Raw genomic sequence first — 23,905 nt, 5'->3', positions numbered from 1 at the left:
TGACCGATGTTCCGCATGATGACGGGTATCGGTTACAAATGAAAGGTTTCGGCCCCGATCGGTTCCGTGGTGAGGACGACTTGGGCTGAAATCAGGCCGCGTCGGCGTGCTGCCCCTTCGCCGCCAGCTGCAGCATTTCGGCAATCGCAAACGCCAGCTCGATCGATTGCGCAGCATTGAGGCGCGGGTCGCAATGGGTGTGGTACCGGTCGCCCAGATCCTCGTCGGCAATCGCCACCGCACCGCCGACGCACTCGGTCACATCCTGCCCGGTCATCTCCAGGTGGATGCCGCCCGGGTGGGTGCCTTCGGCGCGGTGGACATCGAAGAACGCGCGCACTTCGGCCTTGATCCGGTCATAGGGGCGGGTCTTGTAGCCGCTTTCGGCCTTGATGACGTTGCCGTGCATCGGGTCGCAGCTCCACACCACCGGATGCCCTTCGCGGGTCACGGCGCGCAGCAGGCGCGGCAGGCCGGCCTCGACCTTGTCATGCCCGAACCGGGCGATCAGCGTGATCCGCCCCGCCTCGCGCGCGGGGTTCAGATCATCGAGCAGCTTCAGCAGCACGTCCGGCTCCAGGCTCGGCCCGCATTTCACGCCCAGCGGGTTGATGATACCGCGCGCGAATTCGACATGCGCGCTGCCTTCGAAGCGGGTGCGGTCGCCGATCCAGATCATGTGGCCGCTGGTGTCGACCCAGTCGCCGGTGAGCGAATCCTCCCGCGTCAGCGCCTGCTCGTAGGGGAGCAGGAGTCCCTCATGGCTGGTGTAGAAGCTGGTGCCCTGCAGCTGCGGCACGGTGGCCGGATCGACCCCGCAGGCCTCCATGAAGTCGAGCGCTTCGCTGATCCGGTCGGACAGCGCGGCGAACTTGTCGGCCCACGGGCTGCGGCCCATGAAGTCGAGCGTCCACTGGTGCACCTGCCGCAGATTGGCGTAGCCACCGCCGGCAAAGGCCCGCAGCAGGTTGAGCGTCGCGGCGGCTTGCGAATAGGCCTTCACCATCCGTTCGGGATCGTTGCGGCGGATGGCCGGGTCGAACTCGATCCCGTTGACATTGTCGCCGAAATAGCTCGGCAGGGTCACGCCGTCCTGCGTCTCGGTGTCCGAACTGCGCGGCTTGGCGAACTGGCCGGCCATGCGGCCGACTTTCACCACCGGCAGCTTGCCGGCAAAGGTCAGCACCACCGCCATCTGCAGGATGACGCGGAAGGTGTCGCGGATGTTGTTGGGGTGGAACTCGGCGAAGCTTTCCGCGCAATCGCCGCCCTGGAGCAGGAACGCTCGGCCCTCGGCCACTTCGGCCAAGTCGCGCTTCAGCGCGCGGGCCTCACCGGCAAACACCAGCGGCGGATAGTTGGCCAGCGTCTTCTCTGCCGCCGCGAGCGCAGCGGTGTCCTCATAGGCCGGCAGGTGCCGTGCCTCGAAGCTCTTCCAGCTGTCCGGTGTCCAGTTACGGGCCATACTTCCAGTCTTTCCCAATGCAGGCTGGCCTCGATACGGTGTCGAGCGCCCGCGTGCCAAGCACATTAAAGCTTGGCCGCCCCCAAGAACGCTTCAGTGAAGCGACCTAGCGGCCCGCGTTGGCTTCCATTCCTTGCGATGCCGGCACGCCGCCCTCGGCCAGTTCCTGGCCTTCGGGAATGATCGCCAGGCGGTATCCCGGCCGCGCGGCAAGGAAGCGCTGGGCCAGCGCCTGCACCTCTGCGGGCGTGATGACGGTATAGTCATCGAGCAGGCTGCGGACCACCTTCACCCGCCGCTCGTCATAGGTCGCGCCTTCGAGTTGCCACATCCAGAAACCATTGCCGGTCGAAGCCCGGTTGAGCAGCTGGCGCAGCGGCTCGATGGTACGGTCGAGCTCGTCCTGGCTCGGCGGGTTGGCAGCAAGGTCGGCGGCGATCGCGTCGGCTTCGGCAAAGAAGGTCGGAACGATGTCCGGGCTGACCTGCGCCATCGCGGTGATGGTCCCTCCCTGCGGCATGTCGATCGGCCAGTCGGTGGTGACGAAGGGCGCATAGCTTGCGCCGGACTTTTCGCGTATCGAGTCGAACAGGCGGTTGCTGAACAGGCGCGAGAGCACTTCGAGCTGGCGCGAGGTGCGGACGTCCTCGATCCCGCCACCTGTCGGCCAGGCCACCACCGCTGCCGCCTGGTTGGCATCGCCGCGATGGGTCAGGACCGTCGTCTCCCCGGGCGCCGGGAAGGCCTTGACCGCCCCGGCTGCAGTCTCCGGAATCGGATCGCGCGGCGGTAGCGCGCCGAAGGTTTTCTTGAGCGCTTCGATCGCCGCATCGCGGTCGAATTCGCCATATATCATGACTTCTACCGGCCCCTGCTTCAACAGCGGCTCCCACACCTCGCGGAAACCTTCCGGCGTGGTCCCGGCAATGGTGGCCGGGTCAGGCGTAGCAAAGCGCGGGTCCTTCGCGGTCAGCAGGTAATCGAGGTCGCGGGTCATGACCCCGGCCGGGCTGGCGGCATAGGATTCATAGGCCAGGCGCGCGGCTGCCTGCGCACGGATCACCGGGTTGGGATCCCACTTCGGCATGCCGAGCTTGGCCGCGAACAGGTAAAGCTGGTCGGCCAGGTCTTCGTTGCGGGTCTGCGCATCGAAGGTAAAGCTTGCGTCGCCAATGGTGAAATCGAACCCCAGCTTGCGCCCGGTCGAAATGCGGTCGAGGTCTTCCTGGTCAAGGTCGGCGAGGCCGGAACCGATCAGCGCCATGGATCCCAGCGAGGCATAGGGCGCGGTCTCGGCGGTGAAGCCGCGATAGCCGGTCCCGAAGCGGACCTTGACCGCGACCCGGCCCGGCTCGGCATCGTTGGGCCACAGCTGGACCCGTACGCCATTGTCGAGCGCGAGCGCCTCGATCCCGAGGATGCCCAGGCCACCGCTGGCCGCCACCGTGCCCGGGGTACCGATCGCCGGCTGGTCTTCGAAGGAAATCGTCTTGGCTGCCAAACGGGCGCTGGCATCGGGCTCGACCTTGGCGCGCAGCGCTGCGGCGATGGTCGCGGCATCGGCCTCACCTGTCGCAGGGGTCAGGTAGACCGAGCGGACCACATCGCCCTTGAACAGCATCTGCGTGCGCGCCAGCAGCGCCTCGGGGGTCGCCCGTTCGGCCATGCCACGGAATATGTCGAGCACGGTCTGCGGCGACGCGGTGGTCTCGCGGATGTCGACCGCGTTGACGATATTGTCAGCCAGCTTGGCGCCCGGAGCGACGGGAGCTTCCTCGACACTGGCGACGAACGCGACTTCGAATTCGGCGATTTCGCGGTCGAGTTCTTCCTGCGTCGGCGGATTGGCCAGCGCATCGGCAATCACGCCGCGCACATCGGCCAGCGCGGTCTGCCAGTCCTCGCTGAGCGGTGCAAAGCTGACCCAGGTAACGTCGGACGAACGGCTGACATCCTCCTGCTCGACCTGGGCGTAGAGATAGCTGCCCCCAGCCCGCGCCCGCGATTCCAGGCGCCGGTTGATCAACGCCATCGCCAGCCCGTCCATCAGCAGGCCCTCGTTGTAGACGATCGTGTCCTGCACCGGGCGCCATGGACGCATGATGCCGTAGCGGAAGCTGCGCGGCAGGTCGGGCTCGACCAGCACGGCGGTATCGCCGACCGGCACCACGCCCTTGGCCCTCTTTGTGCCCCTGGGCGCACGCGGGTCGCCGAACGCGGGCTCGACAGCGCCCTTGCCCACACCCTTCCAGTCGCCGAAATACTTCTCGATCAGGCTGGCCAGCACCAACGGATCGACATCGCCGGCCACCGCAATCACGGTCTTTTCCGGGCGATACCAGCGGCGGTGGAAGTCCGCTACGGCCGCGCCGGTCGCAGCGTTGAGTGTCGCCTCGGTGCCGATCGGGGAACGGTCGGCGAGCCTTTGGCCCGCGAACAGCGTTGCGCGGCTGGCATCGGCCACACGCTCGGCCGCCCCTCCGCTTTCCCGTTTCTCCGCCAGCACGATCGGCACTTCGGCCTTGACGTTGGCATCGCTCAGCACCGGTTCGCGGATCATGCCGGAAAGCAGCTTGAAGCTCTCTTCCAGCTTTTCCGGCGACGCTTCGGGCAGGTCGAGCTGGTAGACCGTCTGGGTCGGGGTGGTCATGGCATTGGTATCGTTGCCAAAGCTCGCACCCAGCTTTTGCCAGGTCGGGATCGCCTGTGCCGGCCCCAGGTACTTGCTCTCGCGGAACAGCAGGTGTTCGAGCAGGTGGGCATAGCCGCGCTCCTCGTCGCGTTCATGCAGCGAGCCGGCGTCGATGCGGATGCGGATCGAAACCTGCTGCGGCGGAACACCGTTTTCGCGCACGGAATAGCGCAGGCCGTTGTCGAGTTCGCCGAACTTCCATTCGCGGTCGACCGGGACGTTGGAGCCCTTGTAGAGCCAGGGCACTTCCTTGTCGCCCTGCAGCGAGGCCGGGCGCGGCATTGCCGGGGGCGGCGCGTTCCTGGCCTCGGCGGGCTGCTGCGCCTCGCTCCGGGGTGCAGGGGCTTCCTCGGCCTGGACGGTACCGGCCACCAAAACGAGCGGGAGGATGAAAGCAAGCGGCCGTGCGACACGCGAAAGAATTCTCATACCGGCGCTATAGGAACGATTGAGGTGAAGGGACAGTGAATAGCTTGCCGCGATGCCGCCCCGTCCCTACATCCTAGTCATGTTCATAGAGACCGAACCGACCCCGAACCCCGCCACGCTCAAGTTCCTGCCCGGGCGGCAGGTGATGCCGGGCGGGACGCGCGAATTCACCACACCCGAGGAGGCCGAAGCCAGCCCGCTGGCGCAGGCTCTGTTCGACACGGGCGAAGTGACCAATGTGTTCTTCGGCGGGGATTTCGTGTCCGTCTCCAAGGCTCCGGGCGTCGACTGGCCCAGCCTCAAGCCGCAAATCGTCTCGGTCCTGCTCGACCACTTCGTCAGCGAAGCACCGCTTTTCGCAGGCGGCAGCGCAGCCGGGATCTCGGTTCCGGCGGAAGATGCGCTGTTGTTCGAGGCGGACCCGGCCGACGCCGACATTGTCGAGCAGATCAACGAGCTGCTCGAAACGCGCGTCCGCCCGGCGGTGGCGGGCGACGGCGGCGATATCGCCTATCGCGGGTTCAAGGATGGCGTGGTCTATCTGACACTGCAGGGTGCATGTTCGGGCTGCCCCTCCTCCACCGCGACGCTCAAGCAGGGGATCGAGGGCCTGCTGAAACATTACGTCCCCGAAGTCGTTGAAGTCCGCGCAGCCTGATTTCCGACCAATCGAGGATTTCCATGACCCAGCAGTTTCACGACCCTGTGCTGTCCGACGCAGCGCTCGACCAGATCTTCAACGAAGCCCGGACTTACAACGGCTGGCTCGACAAGCCGGTCGACGAAGACCAGCTGCGGCGGATCTACGACCTGATGAAGATGGGGCCGACTTCGGCCAATATGCAGCCAGCGCGGCTGGTGTTCGTGACCTCCGACGATGGCAAGGCCAAGCTGGCCGAGCTGGCATCGGAGGGCAACAAGGCCAAGATCCTGGCCGCCCCGGTCACTGTCATCATCGGCTATGATATCGACTTCCACGAGGAACTGCCGTGGCTGTTCCCGCACACCGATGCCAAGAGCTGGTTCGAAGGCGATGAAGCCGGGCGGATTGAAGGGGCCAAGCGCAATTCGGCCCTGCAGGGTGCCTACATGATCATCGCCGCGCGTGCTCTGGGCCTCGATTGCGGGCCGATGTCGGGCGTCGATCTCGACGGTGTGACGGCGCATTTCTTCGCCGAAGAGCCGCAGGTGAAGGCCGACTGGATCTGTTCGATCGGCTATGGGGATCCCTCGACCATCTTCGATCGCAGCCCGCGCCCCGAATTCGGCAAGTTTACGCGCTTCGCCTGAGGCGTTACCGGCGGGACGATGAAAACGCTCGCCATCGACTGCTCGACCGAAGCCTGCTCGATCGCCCTGTTCGACGGCGCGGCTCTTGTCGCGCATGACCACCGCATCCTCGGGCGCGGCCATGCCGAACAGCTGGTGCCGATGGTCCAGGCCCTACCTGACAAGGGACAGGCAGAGCGGATCCTCGTCGCGCTCGGACCCGGCAGCTTTACCGGCATCCGCATCGGCATCGCCACCGCCCGCGCGCTGGCGCTGGTGTGGCGGGCCGAGGTGCTGGGCTATCCGACACTGGCGCTGGTCGCGACGATGGCGCGCGCGCAAGCGGGGGCGCAGCCAGTCGATGTGGCGATGAACGGCGGGCATGGCGAATGGTTCGTCCAGCCCTTTGCCGCGAATGGCGAGCCACTCGCACCAGTCGCCTCGCTGGTGCCGGAAGAAGCGGCGCTAGCGGCCGGCGCCTCGCTGGTCGCAGGGACGCAGGCCGAAGCTATGGTAGAGCGGCGCGGCAGCGGCTCTGCGTATCAGCTCCATCCCGACGCCTGCCACGCTCTCGACCTGCCCGACAGCCTGCTGAGCCCGCAGATCCAGCCGATCTATGGCCGCGCGCCCGATGCCAAGCCGGCCGCGCAGGTGGCGCGATAATGGATGATATCGACCGGATCATGGCTGTCATGGAGGCCGCGTTCGATCCGCAGTGGGGCGAGGCCTGGACAAGACGGCAAGTGGAAGGTTCGCTGATGATGTCGAGCACGCATTACCGGCTGCTCGATGCCGCCGGTGCGGAACCTGTCGAAGATACCGACGCCGCCGCCTTTGCCATGGTGCGCGCCGCGCCGGGCGAAGAGGAACTGCTGCTGATCGCGACGAAGCCCGAATTGCGCGGCAGGGGCCTGGGCGCGCGCATGATCGCCCTGCTGGCGGGTGACGCGCGCGCGCGCGGGGCGGACAAGCTGTTTCTCGAAATGCGCGAGAACAATCCGGCCGTTTCGCTCTATCAGCGCCAGGGGTTCACACCGATCGGCCGCCGCAAAGGCTACTATACTGCCGGCGATGGCACGCGGATCGACGCCATTACCTTTCTAAAAATCCTCTAATTTGCTTCGGTGCAGATCAATCTCGACTGAATTGATCATTCTCTTCGCCAAGCTTCACTTGAAAAGACTGCAATCATGGCGCATGACCTTGCGCGGGTCGCACGGCAAAAGCCGAACCTAAATATCGATCGCAAAGAAGTTGAGGAACTTATGGAAGAACTAGGAACCGATATGTCGGAAACGTTGATCACGTTGACGTCCGACATCGTCGCCGCGCATGTCAGCAACAACAACGTAGAAGTGGCTGACGTGCCTGCCCTGATTACCAGCGTATACGGCGCCCTGGCGGGCCTCGGCCACGCACCCGCACCGGCAGAAGTGCGTCCCGACCCCGCCGTGCCGATCCGCTCGTCGGTCAAGAAAGATCACATCGTCTGCCTCGATTGCGGCAAGAAGATGAAAATGCTCAAGCGTCACCTGAACACCGAACACGGCCTGAGCATTGACGAATACCGTGCCCGTTGGGGCCTTGCCGGCGACTATCCGATGGTCGCACCCGACTATGCCGAAACCCGTCGTGACCTCGCGGTCAAGATTGGCCTCGGTCGCCAGCCTGGCCAGAAGCGCGGCCGCAAGAAAAAGTCCGCGTAATCGGCTTTGCCGATGACTGCGGGGGATAACCCCCGCTTGAGTGCAGCGCCCCGCCCCTATAAGGGTGCGGGGCGTTTCCTTTTTGCAGGAGAAAGTGGGCTTGCCCGAACGGATCGACCTTGAACAATTGTGCGCCGACAAGGGGCTGCGCATCACCGAACAGCGGCGCGTCATCGCCAAGGTGCTGTCGGAGAGCGAAGATCATCCCGACGTCGAGTTGCTGCACGAACGTGCCAGCGCGGTCGATCCCAAGATTTCCATCGCCACGGTCTATCGCACCGTCCGCCTGTTCGAAGAGGCCGGTATTCTCGACCGGCACGATTTCGGCGACGGCCGCGCCCGCTACGAGCCTGCGCCGGAAGCGCATCACGATCACCTGATCGACGTCGAAACCGGCAAGGTGGTGGAATTCGTCGACCCTGAGCTGGAGGCACTGCAGAAGCAGATCGCCGAAAAGCTCGGCTATCGCCTGGTCGATCACCGGATGGAACTGTACGGGGTGCGGATCGGCCGTGACGACTGATCCGGGAAGCGCCAGCTTCGACGAAAATGCGTGGAAGCTGCGCCAGGCGGCAGCAACCGGCGAGAAAACCCCGCTCAGCCTGATGGGGAATATGCGGTTCGTGTTCCGCACTTTCCTGATCCTGCTCGCGATCATGATCTTCGTGCCGCTGCATTACCTATATCGCGTTATCTCCTACGGCTCTCCCTTCCCGATGTGGTTCCTTGGCATCACCGGCTGGATCGTCGGCGCGCGTGTCGAGCGCTACGGTACCCCGCTGCGGCGCGATGTGTTCTTCATCTCCAACCATGTCAGCTGGGTCGACATCCTGACCATCGCCGGGGCAAGTGGCACCGCCTTCGTGGCCAAGGCCGAACTGGCCGAAGCACCGGTGGTCGGGTGGCTGTGCGGCCTCAACCGCACCGTCTTCGTCAAGCGCGAGAACCGGCTGGGCGTGGCAGACCAGATCAACCACCTGCGCGAGGCGCTGATGGACAACTGGTCGGTGACGGTCTTCCCCGAAGGCACGACCACCGATGGGCATTCGCTGCTGCCGTTCAAGAGCAGCATGCTGAGCGTGCTGGAACCGCCGCCGCCCGGCGTGCTGGTGCAGCCAATTGTGCTCGATTACGGCGAGGTGGCCGAATGGATCGGCTGGGTCGGCAACGAGAGCGGGATCAACAACTTCCGCCGCGTACTGAGCCGCAAGGGCAGCTTCCGGCTCGGCATCCATTTCCTCGAGCCCTTCAGCCCCGAGGAATATCGTGGCCGCAAGGCCATCGCCGCCAAGGCGCGCGAGGAAATCGAGACCAAGCTCGAGGAATGCCTCGGCCACCCGGTCCGCCCGTTCCAGCACGATGTCCCGCCCGTCCGCTACAGCGCGCCGGCGGTGCCGATAGAGTGATGGCGGTGCGACTGTTTCCTGTCCTGGTGTTGGCCGCGATGATCGCCGGTTGCGGTGACCAATCCAATAGCGGCGAGAGCAGCACGCGCATTGCGACACCGCGCGACAAGGTCGAGACAATGCTCGGGCAAGGTCCGAACGGGGTCGATTGCTATCCCTCGACCTGGTCGAAAACGCAACAATTCGCGCAGCCGCTGGCGCGGGTGTTCGACGACCCATCGCTGCGGTTCGACATGGACGCGGTGCAGTGGAAGCGTTCCGCCACGGCCGTATCCGCCACTGCGCGGATCGACCATTCGGGCTACACCTACGAGTTCGCCGTGATCGGCTACGGCCCCGATCACCCCTATGCGGAACAGGGTTATTTCTGCTCGATGGCGGCGATCCCGTCGAACATGTCCGCGCCTCCGCTCGGCGGGATGACCGATGCGAAGACCGTGGCGGACGAGAGGTTCGAGCCTTTCTAAGCCTGTTCCATCGGCGCAGCTTTTGCCCTAAAGGCGCGCGCTCATGAAACCTACTGACGCCCCCCCAAGGAACCCGCGCACCTACCGGGTCAAGAGCTTCGGCTGCCAGATGAACGTCTATGACGGCGAGCGCATGGCCGAACTCCTGGCCGAGAAGGGCATCACGCCCGCGCCCGAGGGCGAGGAGGCGGACCTGGTGGTGCTCAACACCTGCCACATCCGCGAGAAGGCGGCCGAGAAGGTCTATTCCGATATCGGCCGGCTGGTGAAGGCGGGACGCAAAGCGGGCAGGGAACCGCTGATCGCGGTCGCCGGCTGTGTCGCCCAGGCCGAAGGCGAGGAAATCATGGCCCGCGCCCCGGCGGTGAGCATGGTGGTCGGGCCGCAGGCCTATCACCGCCTGCCCGACATGCTCGACAAGGCGGTCAGGGGCGAGCGCGCGACCGACACCGACATGCCCCCGATCGCCAAGTTCGATGCCCTGCCCGCACGCAGGAAGATCGGCCCTACGGCCTTCCTCACCGTGCAGGAAGGGTGCGACAAGTTCTGCACCTATTGCGTGGTGCCCTATACCCGCGGCGCGGAAATCTCGCGGCCCTACAAGGACCTTGTCGCCGAAGCGCACAGGCTGGTCGAGGCCGGGGCCAAGGAAATCACCCTGCTGGGCCAGAACGTCAACGCCTGGCGCGGCGAGGACGACAAGGGCCGCGCGCAGGGTCTGGCAGGCCTGATCAAGGCGCTCGCCGCCGTGGATGGGCTCGCCCGCATCCGCTACACCACCAGCCATCCGGCCGACATGGACGACGCCATGATCGCCGCCCATGGCGAGGTCGACAAGCTGATGCCCTATCTCCACCTGCCGGTGCAGAGCGGCAACGACCGGGTGCTGAGGGCGATGAACCGCAGCCACACGGCGGAGAGTTACCTGCGCCTGCTCGAACGCTTTCGCGCGGCGCGGCCCGACATCGCACTGAGCGGCGATTTCATCGTCGGCTTCCCCGGCGAGACCGAGGCCGAGTTCGAGGACACGCTGAAGATCGTCGGCGAAGTCCGCTACGCCCAGGCCTTCAGCTTCAAATACTCCCCCCGCCCCGGCACGCCTGCCGCCAGCATGGAGGGGCAGGTCGCCAAGGAAGTGATGGAAGATCGCCTCGCCCGGCTGCAAGCCGCCCTGGGCCGCGACCAGCTCGCGTTCAATCAGGCGAGTGTGGGCAGGCGCTGCGAGGTTCTGGTCGAGCGCAAGGGCAAGCTGCCGGGGCAGTGGCTCGGCAAGTCGCCGTGGCTTCAGAGCGTGTGGTTTGCCAAAGACGATGGGGGTGATTGCGCTCTTGGCGATCTGGTCGAGGTCGAGCTGGTCGAGGCCGGACCGAATTCGCTGGCCGGGCGGCTGCTCACGACTGTGGCAGCGTAACGCCCCGGCTTTGCCGGGGCATATCTCGCGCCAAGACGCCAAGAAAACCAAGATGTTGTGCTGAGCCGGCTACCCAGCACCTTTTCTTGGCTTCTTGGCGTCTGGGCGCGAACCAGAAAAGGCGCTGCGCGCGGCACTTGCATGACACCGCAGTGACTTTCCCCAACCCCGTTCGGCACCCGTCCTTGCGTCTCGTGCGTTCTGTCCTAGAATCCGAGTCGCAAACAAAGGAGCCGCATGGGCCGTAAACCTTCCCGCACCGGCGACCGGGGCTTCTCCCCCGATCCGGTCCCGCTTCGTGAGATCCGCCGGGCCAAGGTGGATATGGAATTCGACAACCAGTCGCTGCTGGTCCCGCTGTTCGGGCAGTTCGATGCCAATCTGGTGCAGGTGGAGAACCGGCTCGGCGTGTTCATCTCGGCGCGCGGCGACCATGTCCAGATCGAAGGGCCGGAGGACAGCGTCGCCCGCGCCCGCGACACGCTGCAATCGATGTATGACCGGCTGGCACAGGGGCAGGAACTCGACGCCGGTGCGATCGAGGCCATGATCGTGATGTCGAACGAGCCAACGCTGGCGGGTATCATGGAGGGCGACAACGGCGGCCCGCCGATCATGATCCGCACGCGGCGCAAGACCATCGTCCCGCGTAGCGCGACGCAGGCAGTCTACATGCGCAGCCTCGCCCGCGACGACATCATCTTCGCGCTGGGTCCTGCGGGCACCGGCAAGACCTACCTTGCCGTGGCACAGGCGGTGGCGCAGCTGATCACCGGCAGTGTCCAGCGGCTGATCCTGAGCCGCCCGGCGGTGGAAGCGGGCGAAAAGCTCGGCTTCCTGCCCGGCGACATGAAGGACAAGGTCGATCCCTACCTGCGCCCGCTCTACGACGCGCTGTACGACTGCATGCCGCCCGAGCAGGTCGAACGGCGGCTGGCATCGGGCGAGATCGAGATCGCGCCCATCGCCTTCATGCGCGGGCGGACGCTGGCCGACAGCTTCATCATCCTCGACGAAGCGCAGAACACCACGCGCGAGCAGATGAAGATGTTCCTTACCCGCTTCGGCCAGAACAGCCGCATGGTGGTGTGCGGCGACCCGCGCCAGGTCGACATCCCCGGCGGCGACCGCATGAGCGGCCTTGCCGACGCGGTCGGGAAGCTGGAAGGCGTCGAAGGCTTCGGCACCATCCGCTTCACCGCAGCGGACGTGGTGCGGCACCCGATCGTGGGCCGGATCGTCGAGGCCTATGAGGGGATGCCCAGCTAGCGACAATCCTTTCCTGCATAAGGTTCGGCAGGAAATCTGCGTCCCGTCCTGCGCCTAGCCCGTCCGGCATCTTTCTCGGCACAATTGTGGTCGTCGCCCATTGATTCCCATGAGGAGTCGATCGGGCCGGCCCCGTGACCTCTCCTCTTCTGAGGAAACGACAAAAAGGAGAAGGATCTCATGCAAGACCAACAGACAAGGGAACGCAGCGTTATTGAAAGCGACCGCGTCGAAGGAACGAGTGTCTATGGCAAGAACGGGGACAAGATTGGCTCGGTCAAGCGCATTCTGCTCGACAAAAGGAGCGGGCAAGCCCGTGATGTCGAAGTGTCAGTCGGCACATTCTTGGGAATGGGCGGCGAACTTCACAGCCTGCCGTGGGAGAAGCTCGAGTATGACACGGACGTGGGCGGGTACAAGCTCGACGTGACTGAAGACCAGTTGCGCGAAGCGCCGACCTATTCCGAGAACGACCGCGACCAGCAATTTGATCGCGACTATCAGACCCAGGTCTATTCCTACTGGGTGGCTACGCCCTACTGGTAACGTCGGCACCGGACGGGCGACCCGCTCTCCGGCTAGGAGAGCGGGTCGGTCTCTGGCGGTAATCGCAGATGGTCAGCTTGCAGACTGCAGGCCCGCCACCCAGACTTTCCCTACAATCCTTCGACAGCCTTGCTGACGAGGATATTCACCGCCACGCGGCGGTTCTGCTGCTTGCCGTAGTCGGTGGTGTTATCGGCGGCCGGATCGGCTTCGGCCATGCCGGTCGGGGTCAGCATGCGATAGGGCTTCCAGCCGCAGGCCTGCTGCAGGTAATTGACCACGCGGGTGGCGCGCTTTTCGCTCAGTTCCTGGTTGATCTCGTAGCTGCCGGTCGAATCGGTGTAGCCGACGACCAGGAGCAGCGCGTTGTCGGTCGCATTGGCCTGCTGCGCGGCGGCGCAGAGTTCCTGCTGGGCCTGGCTCGAGAGCGCCCACTTGCCGGTATCGAAGTAGACATTGGTAGTGCCGACGACGTTGTAGTTATCGATATCGGCCACGCGGCTGCGCAGCGCGTCGGTTGCGGCGGTCTGTTCGGCAAAGCCCTGGGCGGTGCCGGTGCTGATCATGCGCGCGGTTTTGAGATCGCGGTTCTTCACGGCCACCTTTCTGGCGATCAGGGTGTTGCCCCACTGGACGGTTTCGACCGTCACCGGCAATCCGTTCAGCAGCGCATCGGCACCGAGCTTGTCCTTGCTGAGGCCAAGAAACCCGCCCGAAGCGCGGATCTGGCTGGCGTCGCTGATAGCGACAGTGGTGCTCACGCCCTCGGCAGTGGTGACCTGCATCCGCTCGCCCTTGCGGGCCGAGATGAAGCCATCGATTTCGGGACCTGCCGGCATGCCTTCAAGGTCGGCAGGGACCATGCCGGTGACCGTGATCTGGCTGCCTTGGGCCGGCAATTCGGCTTGCTGGGCAGAGAGGCTGGCTGTCATCGGCAAAGCCATCAGCGCGAGGGTGCATGCCGCCTTCGAGGCGAATGTGGTGTTACGCATAGGTACGACTCCTTGTACTTGTCATTGCCGCCGCGACTTGCGCCGGACGGTTGTTGGCGGCGGGTCCTGGCTTGGCCCCGCGATGAATTTTCCCCTGTTGGTAAGCTATCGTCGAACACGCGGATGCGTTCCGCGGTTCGCCGCCCTTGCGGAGCGGCCTGTTCCCCCGAGCCTGTCGGCCCGATGAACGAAATACGGCGAAACCATGGAGTCGGGGGCGGTCGGAGGCACTGACACGGTGAGCCGTGCAGGTTCGCATGGTGCGTGACGGCGAGGGATACGCGGCGCCTTCCGGTCCCGTGTCGATCGCGCTAGGGCGCGGCAATGGAACTGGAGATAGATGTCGAACACTGGCCGACTGGCGACTGGGCCGCCGTGGCCGAGCGCGCGGCAGCCGCTGCCGAAGCGATGGAGCCCCTGCTCGCCAATGCCCGGCTGGAAGTCAGCCTGTTGTTTACCAGCGATGCCGAGATACATTTCCTCAACCGTCAATGGCGCCAGGGTGACAAGCCAACGAATGTGCTGTCCTTCCCCATGCTCGGCCGCGACGACCTGTTCGACCTGCCCCGCGACGGCCCGCCCGAAATGCTGGGGGATATTGCGCTGGCACACGAGACTTGCGCGCGCGAAGCGGAAGAGAAAGGCATCAGCCTGGAGCATCATGCCAGCCACCTGATCATCCATGGCCTGCTGCACCTGGCGGGCTACGATCATGTCGATTCCGCCGCACAGGCGGAGGAAATGGAAGCGCTGGAGATTGCGGCGCTTGCCAAACTGGGCATCGCGGACCCATATGGGGACCGCAATTGAACAGGAGCGCCACAAGGGCCATGCCCGACAGTGACCAATCCGCGGGAGACGCGGAGAGTAGGGGCGGGCTGATGCTCGCCATACGCAAGTTCTTCGATCCGCACGTCGGCGACCGCTCGCTGCGCGCGCAACTCGAAGAGGCCATCGACGAACACGAGGATGACGAAGGAACGGGCGGGGAGCCTGCGGCCAATGGCGACCTGTCGCCGATCGAACGGCAAATGTTGCGCAACCTCCTCCACTTCAGCGAGCACGATGCTGACGATGTCGCGGTGCCGCGCGGCGAGATCATCGCAGTCGATGCCAAGTCAACCTGGCAAGAACTGCTCGATTCCTTCGCCGAACACGGCCATTCGCGCCTGCCGGTCTATCGCGACCAGCTCGACGATGTCATCGGCATGATCCACATCAAGGACGTCTTTCCCTTCCTCGTTGGCGGCAGAACCCCGCCGGAGGACTGGACCACGCTGATGCGCCAGCCGCTCTATGTGCCGCAGACGCGCGGCGCGCTGGATGTGCTGGCCGACATGCGCTCGAACCGCACCCACCTTGCTATCGTGCTCGACGAGTTCACCGGCACCGATGGGCTCATCACCATCGAGGATCTGGTCGAGGAAATCGTCGGCGAGATCGAGGACGAGCACGACGACGCGCCGGAGATCTGGATCGCCGACATTGGCGAAGGAATGTGGGACTGCGACGCCCGCGCCGAGCTGGACGATGTCGCCGAACAGATCGACCCGCGCCTCGCAGAGGTAGAGGAATCGGTCGACACGCTGGGCGGGCTGACCTTTGTCCTCGCCGAACGCGTGCCCAAGGTCGGCGAAATCGTCGAACACCCGAGCGGATGGAAGATCGAGGTCACCGCAGGCGACGAGACCCATGTGACGCGCCTGCGCCTGCACGCGCCGCCGAGGAAGGTGCACGAGGCGGACCTTTAAGCGCGAAAGTTGCAAACTACCGCCCAAATCCCGCCTCGACATTGCAGTTTTTGCACTCCAAGGTGGCGCTATGGTCACTCGCCGCCTTCCCCCGCTGCGCGCGCTCGAAGCTTTCATGCGCACTGTCCGCCTTGGTTCCGCGCGGGCGGCGGCCGAAGAACTGAACCTCAGTCCTTCGGCGTTGAGTCGCCGCATCGCCAATCTCGAGGAGTTCGTCGGCAAGAAGCTGTTCACCCGCGCCCGCCAAGCCATGGCGCTGACCGATGAGGGGCACCATTTCTACGAAGCGGTGAATCCGCATTTCGAAGCACTCGCCCGTGCGGTCGAGGGACAGTCGGACAATCTCTCGCTATTGCGTCTGCGCCTGGGCGTGCTGCCGCTGTTCGGCACCCAGCGGCTGTTTCCACGCATCGCCGAACTGCGCAAGCTCCACCCGCTGCTGCATATCGACATCGATTCCGGCCCGCATCTGGAGCAGCGCGTGGGCGACACGCTCGATGCTGCGATCATCCTCAGCCGCGGGCCGGAGCGGGGCCTGCACGCAGTCCGGCTGGACGAGAACAAGGTCCACGCGATCTGCAGCAAGGAGCTCGCCGGGCGGATCGGCAAGAGCCCGGAACAGGCCATCCTCGCCCGGCAGACTTTCCTGATCCACAATGAGCTGCCCGAAAGCTTCATGGCGTGGAAGGATGCGCTGGGGATGCGCGATCTCGACCCCATGGCGATCGACCACTTCGATTCCGGCCAGATCATTCTCGAAGCCGCGGCACAGGGACTCGGCATTGCCATCATGCATGACGACCACCTGCGCCGCGCCGACGACGACCGGTTGACCGAGCTGTTCGATATCGAGGTCGAAAGCCCCTACAGCTACTGGTTCGTATGCAAACCGACCGCGCTGGAAAGCCGCCCGGTGCGGTTGTTCCACGACTGGCTGGTGAAGGCCGGACTCTAGGGCTGCACCTGCCCCTTCGCCGGTGGCCGGGCTTCATGCACGCACACCGGCAGGCTTTCTCCTTCGGCCATTCGGCGCGATCCGAGGCCGGGGTGGACCTTGTCGGCGGGGCCGCATTCGACCTCGGGCTTCTTCACCAGGTTGCGCCGGACCAGCGTCAGTGCCTCGCTGTCGCCATAGGCGGCGATCCATGTCAGGCAGTCGGCCAGCTTCCTGATCGAATGCTTCGATCCCGCATTGACCGTGGGATTGCAGTTGATGACGACCTGTTCGGACGCCGCGCTCACCTTGTAGCGGCGCAGTAGGCGGAGGAATTCGCCGCGCTCGGATATCGCCAGCCGATTGATGTCGTTGAGCATGGGATCGCCGGTGAAGAAGGGCGAGGTGTTGAAGAGGTAGGCCTTCACTTCGGGATGCTCGATGGAGATCTGCGTCGCCAGTGCCCCGCCCAGCGAATGACCGGTAACTTCGATCGCGACCTCGGACATGCCCGCTTCGTCGAGCGCCGCACGTTCGGCGGCATAAACGGTCCGCGCGCCGGACCTCTGCCGGTCTCCGAGTGTGCCCGAGAACAGATCGTTCCACGAGGCACCTTCGGTCCCGCGGAAGGCGATTACCCGCGCCAGCAGTTTTCCGCGCTTGCCGTCCTTTACCTCGAACCGGTCGAACATCGAATAGGCCAGCCCGCTTCCGTCATTGCCGGCAGCCTGGCGAGGCTGGAATGCCAACGGCAGGGCGAGATAGGTGTCCTCGTCCTGATAGGCATTGCTCGAGAGCATGGCATAGCCGTAGCTCGCCAGCGCCGCTTCGCGCACGAAGTCGCACCAGCCGCCCGGCTCCATCCGGCACGGGCTGCGGCTCTGGGTCAGGTCGGGCAGCGGCGTAATGCACCCCACCAGCACCAGCGGCGCAAGCGCGGCAAGCAGGCGGCGGGGTGTCACGCGGGTTGCCCGGCAGGCTTCAGGAAACGGTAGCCTTGACGATCTTGCCCGGCTCGCGCGGGGGCTCGCCCTTGGGCAACGCGTCGACATGTTCCATGCCGCTCTCGACCTGGCCCCAGACGGTATACTGGCGGTCGAGGAAGGTGGCATCGTCGAAGCAGATGAAGAACTGGCTGTTGGCGCTGTCGGGAACGGCAGTGCGGGCCATCGAGCAGACGCCGCGGACATGCGGCTCGGCATTGAACTCGGCCTTGAGGTCGGGCTTGTCGCTGCCGCCCATGCCGGTGCCGTTGGGGCAGCCGCCCTGCGCCATGAAACCGGGAATCACGCGGTGGAACTTGACCCCGTCATAGAAGCCTTCCTGCGCCAGTTCGGTGATGCGCGCGACATGGCCGGGTGCAAGGTCGGGGCGCAGCTTGATGACGACATCTCCGCCAGTGCCATTGCCGGTGTCGAGGGTAAGGGTGAGTGTATCTGCCATGGGTATCTCCGTAGCTATGGTCCGTTCGCCCTGAGCCTGTCGAAGGGCAGCCGCGAGGTGGCGACTGGGCTTCGACAGGCTCAGCCCGAACGGAGGTTGGGTGTTTGGGCGTTCTCTAGCAGGCCCGGCGCGGCTGTCACGGGTTGCTTTTCGGAAGCCTCCGCCTAGAGCGGGCACATGTCCAGCGACGAGCGCCTCGATGACGACCTGCTGACCGCGTCCGCGGCAGAGGAAGCCGCTCGCCCCGACGACCGGATGGACGACGAGCGGCTGGACGAGGAGAACATCCTCAAGCCGGAATACGTCCGTGCCGTGCGCGAGGCGCTGGAGGCGGGGGAGAACGAGACGGTCTACGACCTCGTCGAACCGCTCCACCCGGCCGACATCGCCGACCTGTTCGAGCTGTGCGACAAGGACGAGCGAGGGCCACTCGCCGCCGCCATCAGCGACCTGATGAGCAGCGACGTGATCGCCGAGCTCAACGACTACGTCCGCGAGGACATGATGGAATCGCTCGCGCCGGAAGCGGTCGCGACCATCATCGAGCAGCTCGACACCGATGACGCCGTCCAGCTGATCGAGGACTTGGACGAGGAAGACCAGCAGGCGGTTCTCGCCGAAATCGAGGCGGAGGACCGCGCCGCCATCGAAAGCGCGCTGGCCTATCCCGAAGAGACCGCCGGCCGCCTGATGAGCCGCGAACTGGTCGCGGTGCCCGAGCACATGACGGTCGGCGACCTGATCGACTATTTGCGTACCGACGAGAACCTGCCGACCGAGTTCTTCGAGATCTTCGTGGTCGATGCCAAGCATCACCCGGTCGGCACCTGCGCGCTGAGCTGGATCCTCACCACCCCGCGCCAGGTCGCACTGGGCGATGTGATGAAGCGCGACCAGACGCTGATCCCCGTCACGCTCGACCAGGAAGAGGTCGCGCTGATGTTCCAGAAATACGGCCTGATCAGCGCCGCCGTGGTCGACGAGGACGGGCGGCTGGTCGGGCAGATGACGGTCGACGACATCGTCCACATCATCTCCGAAGAGGCTGGCGAGGACGCGCTGCTGCTGTCGGGTGCGGGCGACGGCGATATCAACGAGCCGATCCGCGATGCCTATTCGGCGCGCGTGCGCTGGCTGGTCGCCAACCTCGGCACTGCGCTCGTGGCCAGCGCGATAATCTGGTATTTCGGCGCCGCGATCGAGCAGCTGGTGGCGCTCGCCGTGCTGATGCCGATCGTCGCCAGCATCGGCGGCAATGCCGGGACGCAGACCATGGCGGTGACCGTCCGCGCCATCGCCACCAACCAGCTGACCCGTTCCAACACCGGCCGCATCCTGTGGCGCGAAGCGCGCGTGGCGCTGCTCAACGGCGGGACCATCGCCCTGCTGATCGGCGCGGCGACCGCGCTGATCTTCACCCCGCAACTGGGCGCGGTGATCGCCATGGCGATGATCGTCAACATCTGCATCGCGGGCCTCGCGGGCGTGCTGGTCCCGGTGGCGTTCGACCGGCTCGACCAGGACCCGGCGGTGGCCTCGAGCGTGTTCGTGACCATGATCACCGATTCGATGGGCTTCCTCGCCTTCCTCGGGCTGGCGGTGTTGAGCGGGGTCGTGGGTTAATTTCACCGGCCATGTCACACTCGTCACACTGTCCTGAGGCAAAACTCGGGGTGGGCGCGAAGCCTGCTGAAAGGCTGGTGTTTCAAGCAGTTGGGAGGCAGCGCAGGAAGGCATCCGCCAACTCTGCACCCGCTACTCGGCTGTAGGACAGCAAAACTATCTCCACACCTTCAACGTCACCCCGGCCCCCGAGCCGGGGTCCCGCTTTTCTTCGAGGTGCGGCGCTCCGTCGCAAAGAAGCGGGACCCCGGGTCAAGCCCGGGGTGACGGGAAAAGCGCGTGCCGAGAGAATGCGCGAGCGGCACTGTTGTGGTTTGAGGCGGAACCTCTACATCCCCCCCATGCCGCTGCATCTGACCAAGATCGCCTTCGGGGCGCAAAGCTACCAGGATATCGAGAACTGGTATGCGCAGCGGCGCAGCCCGCACCTCACCACCCGCTATCGGCCGACGCGCTGGCAGGAATGTATCGGCGGCTCGCTGTTCTGGATCCACCAGCACAGCATCGTTGCGCGCAGCACGATCCTCGGCTTCAGCGAAACCAAGGACGGGCGCTGGTCGATCGATCTCGAACCCCGGCTGGTCCGCGTCCACCCCCGCCCCAAGCGCGCCCACCAGGGCTGGCGCTACCTCAAGGGCGATGTCCCCCGCGACCTGGCCGAGGGCGAGGATATCGGCGACGCAATACCCGGCAGGCTGGCAGGCAAGCTGGAGAAGCTGGGGTTGCTCTAGTTCTTGCGCGCCGTCAGCGCCGCAATCACATCCCGCACATCATAGGCCGTGTCGGCATCACCGGTGACGGCGTGCTCTTCGTAAGCCGCCAGCAGCGGGTCGATCCGCTCCCTGATGCGCTTCACATTGGAAGCGTGGCTGACCACGAAGCGCTCGTTCGCAAGGATCTGCGGCACCACGATCTCCGCATGTTCGGTCGCCTCCATGCCGAACTTCATGAAGCGTTCCTCGCCAATCGCCGTAAAGACCCAGCCGGGAATGATCGTGCCGGCGTGGACATGCGGCGGCAGGTCTTCGCGCAGGCTTTCGGTCAGGCCCAGCACCGCGTGCTTGGCAGCGATATAGGACCCGCTCTGGGGCACGGCGCAAAACAGGCTGTTCTCGCTGCCGGTGTTGTAGATCGCGCTTGAAGCCTCCTGCGCAACCAGCCGCGGGGCGAAAACCTTGCAGCCGTGCCACACGCCCCAATAGTTGATATCGAAATGTCCGCGGGCGGTGGCTGCGTCGATCTCCCACAGCCTGCCGCGCGGCCCGCCGACGCCGGCGTTGTTGAGGACGAGATGGACCTCGCCCTGCCAGCCGAACGCCGCATCTGCGAGCGCCTCGACCTGCGTGATATCGGATGTATCGCAGCGCTGCGTCAGCACCTGGTCGCCGAATTCCGCCGCTGCCTTGGCGAGTCCGGCCTCGTCGACATCGGCCAGTACCACGCCGCCGCCCAGTGCCACCAGCTTGCGGGCAATCGCCAGGCCGATCCCGCTGGCACCGCCGGTGATGACGGCGATCTTGCCAGCGAAGCCGGTCATGCGGCAGTCTTCTCCGCCACGCGCCGCAGCACGTTGACATAGGTCTCGGGCACCTGCGCGCCGGGGATCAGGAGCTTGCCTTCGATCACCATGGCGGGAACGCCGGTGATGTTCATGTCCCATGCCTGCCGTTCCTCGGCGCGGACGCGGGTGGCGATTTCGGGGTCGGTCAGCGCAGCGAGCGCCCCGGCGCGTTCGAGGCCGACGCTCTGTGCCACATCGAGCAGCACATCGCGCGCGCCGATATTGCGGCGCTCGTTGAAATGCGCCCGGAACAGCGCGAGCTTGAGCTCGGTCTGCTTCTCGGGTCCGGCAGTCTCCAGCGCCCAGGTCAGCAGGCAATGCGCGGCGAAGGTGTTCCACATCATCGCGGGCGGCGCTTCGCCGTCACCCTCGTAATCGAGCGAAACACCCGCCCCTTCGGCGATGCTGCGCATCTGCCCGCGCACCGCCGCGCTCTCGTCCGGCGTGCGACCGTATTTGCGCTGGATATGCGCCGCCTGCTCCTCGCCCGCCTCGGCCATCTCGGGGTTGAGTTCGAAAGCGTGCCAGCGGATGTGCGCATCGATCTCGCCCTCGAGTTGGCCGAGCGCCTTCTGCAACTGGCCGTATCCGATCGCGCACCACGGGCACATCACGTCGGACCAGATGTCGATGGTGAGCGAACAGGGTGCGGTCTCGGTCATGTTTTCAGCCACCATTCTATCAGCGTATGGGCAATGGCGTGGCGCGGCGGGGTGGCGAAAGGGCCGTCGCCCGCCATCGATGCCGCCACTTCCTCGCGGGTGAAGAAGCGCACTTCGGCCATTTCGGTGGTGTCGATTTCCAGTTCATCGCTCAGCGCATGGCAGTGGCAGCCGATCATCAGCTGGCTGGGGAACGGCCACGGCTGGCTGGCGACATAGGTCACGTCGCGGACACGGATGCCGGCCTCTTCGAAGACCTCGCGGGCCACCGCTTCCTCGATGGTTTCGCCGGGTTCGACAAAGCCGGCCAGCGCGGAAAAGCGCCCCTCGGGCCAGCCCTTGCCGCGCCCGAGCATCAGGCGGCCATCGTGTTCGGCCAGCATGATCGTAACCGGGTCAGTACGGGGAAAATGCTGCGCGTGGCACGCCCCGCAATTGCGCTGCCAGCCGGCTTTGGCGGGCTTCGTAGGTGCGCCGCACTGGGCGCAGAAGCGGTGCCGCGCATGCCAGTCGACCAGGCTGCGCGCACCGCCATAGAGTGCGAGGTCGCCCGGTTCGAGGCTTGCCATCAGCGCCCACAGCTGCGGGTTGGCCATGCGCGGGCTGGCATCGCCACGCGGCGGCACCGCAGCGAAGCAGGCGCGCTCGCCGCCATCGGAACGGTCGAGCCCGAGGAAGACCAACTCGGCATCCTCCGCCGCATCGGCCAGGCTACCCCAGGCCAGCCGTCCATAGTCATCCAACGACGGCATCAGCGCATCGAGCGCCAGCAGCCGGGCCTTCCAGTTCATGTAGCCCGCCAACCGCTCCGGGTCGGCACGGACATGGTCGGCCCGGTCGAGCGGCGAACCCGCGAATGCGACGGGCGGGGCCAAACTTACTTGCCCGCCATGACGGCCAGATCGGCCGCGACCAGCTCGGGGAACTTGGTCTGGATCGAATAGGCCTCGCTCGGCATGTATTGGGTGAAGAGCTGCGCGCGGAGGCCCCCGCCTCCGAACTTGACGAAGGCCGCGGTGCCCGCCGCCCCGCCCCAGCCGAAGGCGTCGTCGCTCACGCGGCCGCCCGCGCCGAAGCCCTGCCCGGCAATCCAGGTGCCCTGCGTCGTCGCGGTCGCGGGCAGGATATTGCCGGTGCCGACCCGCACGGCGGTTTCGCTCATCACCCGCTTGCCGTCGATCTTGCCATAGCCGAGCAGCATGGCGAGGAAGCGGTCGTAGTCGCGCGGGCTGGAAACCAGCCCCGCTCCGCCCATCGGGAAGGGCGGCGTGTCGAGGTAGATCGAGCTGGCCGCCGGATCCATCGGCAGCGGGACACCCGCCAGAATGCCGTAATTGGTGGTGAAGCGGTCGATCTCGCTTTCGGGCACCTGGAACCAGGTGCTGTCCATCCCGCAGGGCTCGAAAATGCGCTCTTTCAGCACTTCGTCGAACGGCTTGCCTTCGGCTACTTCGATCACCCGGCCGAGCAAGTCGAGGCCGACCGAATAGCTCCACTTGGTCCCCGGCTGCAGCACCAGCGGCATCTTGGCCAGACCGTCGGCAAAGGCCTGCAGGCTGCGCACCGGCTTGCCCCGGCTGAGGCCCGGGATCGGGATGCGGCTGACCTGCCCGGGGATCAGCCCGGCATCTTCATAGGCGCGAGCGATCGGGCCCTTCTGGACGATCCCGTAGCCGAGCCCGGCGGTGTGGGTCATCAGCTGGCGGATGGTGATCGGGCGGACCGCCGGCTCGAGATTGTCCTCGGTGATCGGGCCGTCATAGACCTTCTGGACCTTCATCTCGGCATAGGCCGGCAGGATGTCGGCCAGCGGCTGGTCCAGCCCCAGCTTGCCGTCCTCGATCAGCATCATGGCGGCGATGCCGGTGACCGGCTTGGTCATGGAATAGATGCGATAGAGGCTGTCCATGTCGGCCTTGGCCGCGCCGCCCAGCTCCAGCGTGCCGCGGGCGATGGCGGTGGGTGCCTGCTGGCCCCAACCGAAAGTCGCGATCATATTGGCGACCTTCTGCTTGGCGACATAATCCTCGACCGTGGCGGTGACCGTGGGCCACATCGCTGCCGAACTGGCCAGCGCGCGGCTGAACGGCACTTGCGCCAGCAGACCCGCCGCCGAGAGATAGGCACTGCCCCTGAGCAGCGAGCGGCGCGAGATCTGGTCGGCGGCAAAATCGCGGTAGGCCATCGGCGGCAAGTCCTCTTCTGAAACTGTTTGCGCTTCTCTGGGCGAAGCGGGCGGGAGCGTCAATTGGCGATTCCGGCTGAACCGGGTCTTGCCA

At 65.5% G+C, this 23,905-nt stretch carries 25 protein-coding genes; 16 read left to right on the top strand and 9 right to left on the bottom strand.

Annotated features, from left to right (window positions below; all coding sequences use genetic code 11):
* Nucleotides 1-91 precede the first annotated feature (91 nt).
* Together LY632_RS06350 and LY632_RS06345 are read right to left on the bottom strand one after the other, a co-directional pair.
* Nucleotides 92-1,465, bottom strand: coding sequence for a class II 3-deoxy-7-phosphoheptulonate synthase (locus tag LY632_RS06350; protein WP_234092957.1), 1,374 nt, complete (start codon nucleotides 1,463-1,465; stop codon nucleotides 92-94).
* Nucleotides 1,466-1,571: 106 nt separating this feature from the next.
* Entirely contained in the window at nucleotides 1,572-4,586 is a 3,015-nt protein-coding gene (locus LY632_RS06345; RefSeq protein WP_234092956.1) for a pitrilysin family protein, read from the bottom strand.
* A gap of 79 nt (nucleotides 4,587-4,665) precedes the next feature.
* Here LY632_RS06345 and LY632_RS06340 point away from each other — a divergent pair, with 79 nt between their 5' ends.
* The 11 genes from LY632_RS06340 to LY632_RS06290 all read left to right on the top strand — a co-directional run bounded on the left by LY632_RS06340 (nucleotide 4,666) and on the right by LY632_RS06290 (nucleotide 12,660).
* A complete protein-coding gene (locus tag LY632_RS06340) occupies nucleotides 4,666-5,244 on the top strand; it encodes a NifU family protein (protein ID WP_234092955.1) in 579 nt (192 codons plus the stop codon).
* Between the two features lie 23 nt (nucleotides 5,245-5,267).
* Complete coding sequence (locus LY632_RS06335; RefSeq protein WP_234092954.1) at nucleotides 5,268-5,876, top strand: malonic semialdehyde reductase; 609 nt, start codon at nucleotides 5,268-5,270, stop codon at nucleotides 5,874-5,876.
* A gap of 18 nt (nucleotides 5,877-5,894) precedes the next feature.
* Nucleotides 5,895-6,518 carry a tRNA (adenosine(37)-N6)-threonylcarbamoyltransferase complex dimerization subunit type 1 TsaB gene (gene tsaB, locus LY632_RS06330; RefSeq protein WP_234092953.1) on the top strand — a complete coding sequence of 208 codons (624 nt, stop codon included), beginning with the start codon at nucleotides 5,895-5,897 and terminating at the stop codon, nucleotides 6,516-6,518.
* Nucleotides 6,518-6,970 (top strand): GNAT family N-acetyltransferase, encoded by a 453-nt coding sequence (locus LY632_RS06325; RefSeq protein ID WP_370636562.1) that lies wholly within the window; start codon nucleotides 6,518-6,520, stop codon nucleotides 6,968-6,970. The genes tsaB and LY632_RS06325 overlap by 1 nt, the downstream gene beginning before the upstream one ends.
* A gap of 150 nt (nucleotides 6,971-7,120) precedes the next feature.
* Nucleotides 7,121-7,561, top strand: a complete 441-nt coding sequence (locus LY632_RS06320) for a MucR family transcriptional regulator (RefSeq protein ID WP_234093166.1) — start codon at nucleotides 7,121-7,123, stop codon at nucleotides 7,559-7,561.
* A gap of 100 nt (nucleotides 7,562-7,661) precedes the next feature.
* Nucleotides 7,662-8,084, top strand: a complete 423-nt coding sequence (locus LY632_RS06315) for a Fur family transcriptional regulator (RefSeq protein WP_234092952.1) — start codon at nucleotides 7,662-7,664, stop codon at nucleotides 8,082-8,084.
* A gap of 82 nt (nucleotides 8,085-8,166) precedes the next feature.
* The gene (locus LY632_RS06310; RefSeq protein WP_370636569.1) at nucleotides 8,167-8,967 is read left to right on the top strand and encodes a lysophospholipid acyltransferase family protein; all 801 of its coding nucleotides are present in this window, start codon (nucleotides 8,167-8,169) and stop codon (nucleotides 8,965-8,967) included.
* A 5-nt stretch (nucleotides 8,968-8,972) separates the two neighbouring features.
* Entirely contained in the window at nucleotides 8,973-9,434 is a 462-nt protein-coding gene (locus LY632_RS06305; RefSeq protein ID WP_234092951.1) for a hypothetical protein, read from the top strand.
* Nucleotides 9,435-9,477: 43 nt separating this feature from the next.
* Nucleotides 9,478-10,845, top strand: coding sequence for a tRNA (N6-isopentenyl adenosine(37)-C2)-methylthiotransferase MiaB (miaB, locus tag LY632_RS06300; RefSeq protein ID WP_234092950.1), 1,368 nt, complete (start codon nucleotides 9,478-9,480; stop codon nucleotides 10,843-10,845).
* 237 nt (nucleotides 10,846-11,082) lie between these two features.
* Entirely contained in the window at nucleotides 11,083-12,114 is a 1,032-nt protein-coding gene (locus LY632_RS06295) for a PhoH family protein (RefSeq protein ID WP_370636561.1), read from the top strand.
* Nucleotides 12,115-12,294: 180 nt separating this feature from the next.
* Complete coding sequence (locus LY632_RS06290) at nucleotides 12,295-12,660, top strand: PRC-barrel domain-containing protein (protein WP_234092949.1); 366 nt, start codon at nucleotides 12,295-12,297, stop codon at nucleotides 12,658-12,660.
* A 110-nt stretch (nucleotides 12,661-12,770) separates the two neighbouring features.
* On the opposite strand, the gene LY632_RS06285 is transcribed toward LY632_RS06290, so the two are convergent.
* The gene (locus LY632_RS06285; RefSeq protein ID WP_234092948.1) at nucleotides 12,771-13,652 is read right to left on the bottom strand and encodes an OmpA family protein; all 882 of its coding nucleotides are present in this window, start codon (nucleotides 13,650-13,652) and stop codon (nucleotides 12,771-12,773) included.
* A gap of 324 nt (nucleotides 13,653-13,976) precedes the next feature.
* On the opposite strand from LY632_RS06285, the gene ybeY reads away from it, so the two are divergent.
* From ybeY to LY632_RS06270, 3 genes are all read left to right on the top strand, one after another.
* On the top strand, nucleotides 13,977-14,462 hold the full coding sequence (gene ybeY / locus LY632_RS06280; RefSeq protein WP_234092947.1) for an rRNA maturation RNase YbeY: 486 nt from the start codon (nucleotides 13,977-13,979) through the stop codon (nucleotides 14,460-14,462).
* A 71-nt stretch (nucleotides 14,463-14,533) separates the two neighbouring features.
* On the top strand, nucleotides 14,534-15,403 hold the full coding sequence (locus tag LY632_RS06275) for a hemolysin family protein (RefSeq protein WP_234092946.1): 870 nt from the start codon (nucleotides 14,534-14,536) through the stop codon (nucleotides 15,401-15,403).
* A gap of 70 nt (nucleotides 15,404-15,473) precedes the next feature.
* Nucleotides 15,474-16,358 (top strand): LysR substrate-binding domain-containing protein, encoded by an 885-nt coding sequence (locus tag LY632_RS06270; RefSeq protein WP_234092945.1) that lies wholly within the window; start codon nucleotides 15,474-15,476, stop codon nucleotides 16,356-16,358.
* Here LY632_RS06270 and LY632_RS06265 read toward each other — a convergent pair.
* Both LY632_RS06265 and LY632_RS06260 read right to left on the bottom strand, forming a co-directional pair.
* Entirely contained in the window at nucleotides 16,355-17,299 is a 945-nt protein-coding gene (locus tag LY632_RS06265; RefSeq protein ID WP_234092944.1) for a hypothetical protein, read from the bottom strand. The genes LY632_RS06270 and LY632_RS06265 overlap by 4 nt on opposite strands.
* Before the next feature lie 19 nt (nucleotides 17,300-17,318).
* Nucleotides 17,319-17,780, bottom strand: a complete 462-nt coding sequence (locus LY632_RS06260) for a peptidylprolyl isomerase (RefSeq protein WP_234092943.1) — start codon at nucleotides 17,778-17,780, stop codon at nucleotides 17,319-17,321.
* A gap of 177 nt (nucleotides 17,781-17,957) precedes the next feature.
* On the opposite strand from LY632_RS06260, the gene mgtE reads away from it, so the two are divergent.
* Both mgtE and LY632_RS06250 read left to right on the top strand, forming a co-directional pair.
* Nucleotides 17,958-19,403 carry a magnesium transporter gene (gene mgtE, locus LY632_RS06255; protein ID WP_234092942.1) on the top strand — a complete coding sequence of 482 codons (1,446 nt, stop codon included), beginning with the start codon at nucleotides 17,958-17,960 and terminating at the stop codon, nucleotides 19,401-19,403.
* Between the two features lie 341 nt (nucleotides 19,404-19,744).
* Nucleotides 19,745-20,134, top strand: coding sequence for a DUF1489 family protein (locus LY632_RS06250; RefSeq protein ID WP_234092941.1), 390 nt, complete (start codon nucleotides 19,745-19,747; stop codon nucleotides 20,132-20,134).
* On the opposite strand, the gene LY632_RS06245 is transcribed toward LY632_RS06250, so the two are convergent.
* From LY632_RS06245 to LY632_RS06230, 4 genes are all read right to left on the bottom strand, one after another.
* Nucleotides 20,131-20,940 carry an SDR family NAD(P)-dependent oxidoreductase gene (locus LY632_RS06245; RefSeq protein WP_234092940.1) on the bottom strand — a complete coding sequence of 270 codons (810 nt, stop codon included), beginning with the start codon at nucleotides 20,938-20,940 and terminating at the stop codon, nucleotides 20,131-20,133. The two genes, LY632_RS06250 and LY632_RS06245, sit on opposite strands and share 4 nt — an antisense overlap.
* Nucleotides 20,937-21,626, bottom strand: a complete 690-nt coding sequence (locus tag LY632_RS06240; protein ID WP_234092939.1) for a DsbA family oxidoreductase — start codon at nucleotides 21,624-21,626, stop codon at nucleotides 20,937-20,939. The genes LY632_RS06245 and LY632_RS06240 overlap by 4 nt, the downstream gene beginning before the upstream one ends.
* Entirely contained in the window at nucleotides 21,623-22,417 is a 795-nt protein-coding gene (gene nudC, locus LY632_RS06235) for an NAD(+) diphosphatase (RefSeq protein WP_234093161.1), read from the bottom strand. The genes LY632_RS06240 and nudC overlap by 4 nt, the downstream gene beginning before the upstream one ends.
* Nucleotides 22,418-22,503: 86 nt before the next feature.
* Nucleotides 22,504-23,811: a serine hydrolase gene (locus tag LY632_RS06230; RefSeq protein ID WP_234092938.1), complete on the bottom strand. Its 1,308-nt coding sequence runs from the start codon at nucleotides 23,809-23,811 to the stop codon at nucleotides 22,504-22,506.
* Nucleotides 23,812-23,905 lie beyond the last annotated feature (94 nt).

Source organism: Erythrobacter sp. SDW2 (assembly GCF_021431965.1).
GTDB lineage: Bacteria > Pseudomonadota > Alphaproteobacteria > Sphingomonadales > Sphingomonadaceae > Parerythrobacter.
The sequence above is the reverse complement of the archived record's forward strand: the minus strand, read 5'-3'. Positions and strand labels throughout refer to the sequence as shown.